1 protein-coding gene is annotated in these 242 nt (G+C 39.7%); it reads right to left on the reverse strand.

Going from position 1 to position 242, the window contains the following annotated elements:
• Window positions 1–242 (reverse strand): aminotransferase class I/II-fold pyridoxal phosphate-dependent enzyme (locus SB751_RS34555; RefSeq protein WP_410749558.1); only part of this gene is annotated, 242 nt, incomplete at both ends.

A 242-nucleotide genomic window follows, 5' to 3' on the forward strand; every position in this document is an offset into this window, starting at 1 on the left:
GGGATAGCGTTCGAGCTGAGTTTTAAAATCATCAACACACAACCCTTCATCATCTTGTTTTATATCTATAAGCTGCGCGCCACATGCTGCAAATGCTTTACGAGCAGGCGGGTAACCTAAGGTTTCGGTTGCAACATAATCGCCTTTATTAATAAAGGCTTTTGATACTAAAAAAAGCGCTTCTTGAGAGCCATTACACATAAGAATATCGGCTGTTTTTAGGTTTCGTGCTTTGTGTAAAT

Source organism: Cupriavidus sp. SIMBA_020, from assembly GCF_046535395.1.
GTDB lineage: Bacteria > Pseudomonadota > Gammaproteobacteria > Burkholderiales > Burkholderiaceae > Cupriavidus > Cupriavidus campinensis.